The following is a 387-nucleotide window of genomic DNA, read 5'->3' as shown; positions in this document are numbered from 1 at the left end:
CGTCCGAGCCCAGGGCCAGGGAATAACCACTGCCTGCGCTGAACTGGGTGAAGCGGACGCCTGTCGGCGGGGTGACAACGCCTGGCCGGTTTTCTGGCGTTTGGTCGGTTTCTCGTCCCAGCGCCCCGGTACCGTTGTCTCCCCAGCTGTAGAGGTTGCCGTCCGTTCCCATGGCCAGGGAATGATAGTTTCCTGCGCTGATCTGGGTGAATTTCGTGCCGTCTGTCGGCATGGACCCTTTGCTCGGCGTGCTATGCGGAGAATAATCAGTACTGCCGGTGCCGAGCTGGCCGGAGCTGTTATTTCCCCAGCTGTAGAGGTTGCCGTCCGAGCCCAGGGCCAGGGAATAACCACTGCCTGCGCTGAACTGGGTGAAGCGGACGCCTG

The 387-nt window shown here is 62.3% G+C and carries 1 pseudogene; it reads right to left on the bottom strand.

Annotated elements, in window-relative coordinates:
- A pseudogene (locus tag H3T90_RS08815) lies at positions 1-387 on the bottom strand (InlB B-repeat-containing protein); the annotation flags it as partial.

The organism is Bifidobacterium polysaccharolyticum, from assembly GCF_016101585.1.
Classification (GTDB): Bacteria; Actinomycetota; Actinomycetes; order Actinomycetales; family Bifidobacteriaceae; genus Bombiscardovia; species Bombiscardovia polysaccharolytica.
Note: the sequence above shows the minus strand (reverse complement) of the source record. Positions and strands in the feature narration are given on the sequence as shown.